We start from the raw sequence: 2,279 nt of genomic DNA on the forward strand, positions 1-2,279 counted from the left end.
AGGAAAAATATCCTGAAGAATGGGATCCTGCTGAGTCTCTCTTGACCATGACTGCGGCTCTCCTACATGACCTTGGGCATGGTGCCTACTCCCATACTTTTGAACATCTCTTTGATACAGATCATGAAGCCATCACTCAGGAAATCATCCAAAGTCCTGAGACAGAGATTCACCAAGTCCTGCTACAAGTAGCGCCTGACTTTCCAAAAAAAGTTGCCAGTGTCATCGACCATACCTACCCTAACAAGCAGGTGGTGCAACTCATTTCCAGTCAGATCGATGCGGACCGCATGGACTATCTCTTGCGCGACTCCTATTTTACAGGAGCATCTTATGGGGAATTTGACCTGACACGGATCCTCCGAGTGATTCGCCCTGTCAAAAATGGCATCGCCTTTCAGCGCAATGGTATGCACGCCATTGAAGACTATGTCCTCAGTCGTTACCAGATGTATATGCAGGTTTATTTCCACCCAGCAACACGGTCCATGGAAGTTCTCCTACAGAATCTTCTCAAGCGCGCCAAGGAACTCTATCCGGAGGACAAAGACTTCTTTGCTCGCACCTCTCCACACCTCCTCCCTTTCTTTGAAAAAAATGTGACCTTATCTGACTATCTGGCACTTGATGACGGCGTGATGAATACCTACTTCCAACTCTGGATGACCAGTCCTGACAAGATTCTCGCAGACTTGTCGCAGCGCTTTGTCAACCGCAAGGTCTTTAAATCCATTACTTTTTCAGAAAAAGACCAAGACCAACTCGCAACCATGAGACAACTGGTTGAAGAAATCGGTTTTGATCCCGACTACTATACTGCTATTCATAAGAACTTTGACCTCCCTTATGATATCTATCGTCCCGAATCTGAAAATCCACGGACACAAATTGAAATTTTACAAAAGAATAGTGAACTGGCAGAACTCTCTAGCCTGTCTCCTATCGTTCAATCCCTTGCTGGCAGTCGCCATGGAGACAATCGTTTCTATTTTCCAAAAGAAATGTTGGACCAAAACAGCATCTTCGCAAGCATTACCCAGCAATTTTTACACTTAATTGAGAACGATCATTTTACCCCAAATAAGAACGAATAGAGGAAATATATGAGTATTAAACTAATCGCCGTCGATATCGATGGTACTCTGGTTAACAGTCGAAAGGAAATCACTCCTGAAGTCTTTTCTGCCATCCAAGATGCCAAACAAGCTGGTGTCAAAGTCGTGATTGCAACGGGTCGCCCTATCGCAGGTGTTGCCAAACTTTTGGACGACTTACAGTTGAGAGACCAAGGTGACTATGTCGTGACCTTCAACGGTGCCCTTGTCCAAGAAACGGCTACTGGACATGAGATTATCAGCGAATCTTTAGCCTATGAGGATTATCTCGATATGGAATTTCTCAGTCGCAAACTCGGTGTCCACATGCACGCTATTACCAGAGACGGTATCTATACTGCCAATCGCAATATCGGAAAATACACAGTGCGCGAATCGACCCTCGTCAGCATGCCTATCTTTTACCGCACACCTGAAGAAATGGCTGACAAGGAAATCGTCAAGTGTATGTTTATCGATGAACCAGAGATTCTCGATGCTGCGATTGAAAAGATCCCAGCCGAATTTTACGAGCGCTACTCTATTAACAAATCTGCTCCTTTCTACCTCGAACTCCTTAAAAAGAATGTAGACAAGGGTTCAGCTATTACCCATCTAGCTGAAAAACTCGGATTGACCAAAGATGAAACCATGGCAATCGGTGACGAAGAAAATGACCGTGCCATGCTCGAAGTCGTTGGAAATCCCGTTGTTATGGAAAATGGAAATCCAGAACTCAAAAAAATCGCCAAATACATCACCAAAACAAATGACGAATCCGGCGTAGCCCATGCCATCCGTACGTGGGTACTGTAAAGTTTAATAAAGTGCAAATAGGCTGAATTTCAGGAGCAAATGAAGTAAATACTCCCACAATAAAACGCATAATATCAAGGACGTTCAATACCTGATACTATGCGTTTTTCTGATTTCAAAGACTTTTTTGCCCAACCTCTTTTTCTTTAAGGTATTATTAATGCCCCCTGCCGGAATCGAACCAGCAACTACTCCTTAGGAGGGAGTTGTTATATCCATTGAACTAAGGGAGCTAGATAAAAACTCTGCTGAAGAAGCAGAGTTTTTTAGTCGAATTAACGACGGATTTCTTTGATACGAGCTGCTTTACCTTGAAGCGCACGCAAGTAGTACAATTTCGCACGACGTACTTTACCGTAACGGACAACT

At 43.9% G+C, this 2,279-nt stretch carries 3 protein-coding genes and 1 tRNA gene; 2 read left to right on the forward strand and 2 right to left on the reverse strand.

The window, feature by feature from the left end; all coding sequences use genetic code 11:
* Both SORDD16_RS05585 and yidA read left to right on the forward strand, forming a co-directional pair.
* Positions 1-1,094, forward strand: a 1,094-nt coding sequence (locus SORDD16_RS05585; protein WP_061452678.1) for an HD domain-containing protein, incomplete at its 5' end; no start/stop codon positions are given.
* Between the two features lie 9 nt (positions 1,095-1,103).
* Positions 1,104-1,910, forward strand: coding sequence for a sugar-phosphatase (yidA, locus tag SORDD16_RS05590; protein WP_061452679.1), 807 nt, complete (start codon positions 1,104-1,106; stop codon positions 1,908-1,910).
* Between the two features lie 161 nt (positions 1,911-2,071).
* Here the strand turns inward: yidA and SORDD16_RS05595 are convergent.
* Positions 2,072-2,143: transfer RNA gene (locus SORDD16_RS05595), tRNA-Arg, on the reverse strand.
* Between the two features lie 42 nt (positions 2,144-2,185).
* A partial coding sequence (locus tag SORDD16_RS10630; protein WP_128973481.1) for a 50S ribosomal protein L19 occupies positions 2,186-2,279 on the reverse strand: 94 nt, incomplete at its 5' end.

The sequence above is a fragment of the Streptococcus oralis genome, assembly GCF_001578945.1.
GTDB classification, from domain to species: domain Bacteria; phylum Bacillota; class Bacilli; order Lactobacillales; family Streptococcaceae; genus Streptococcus; species Streptococcus oralis_Q.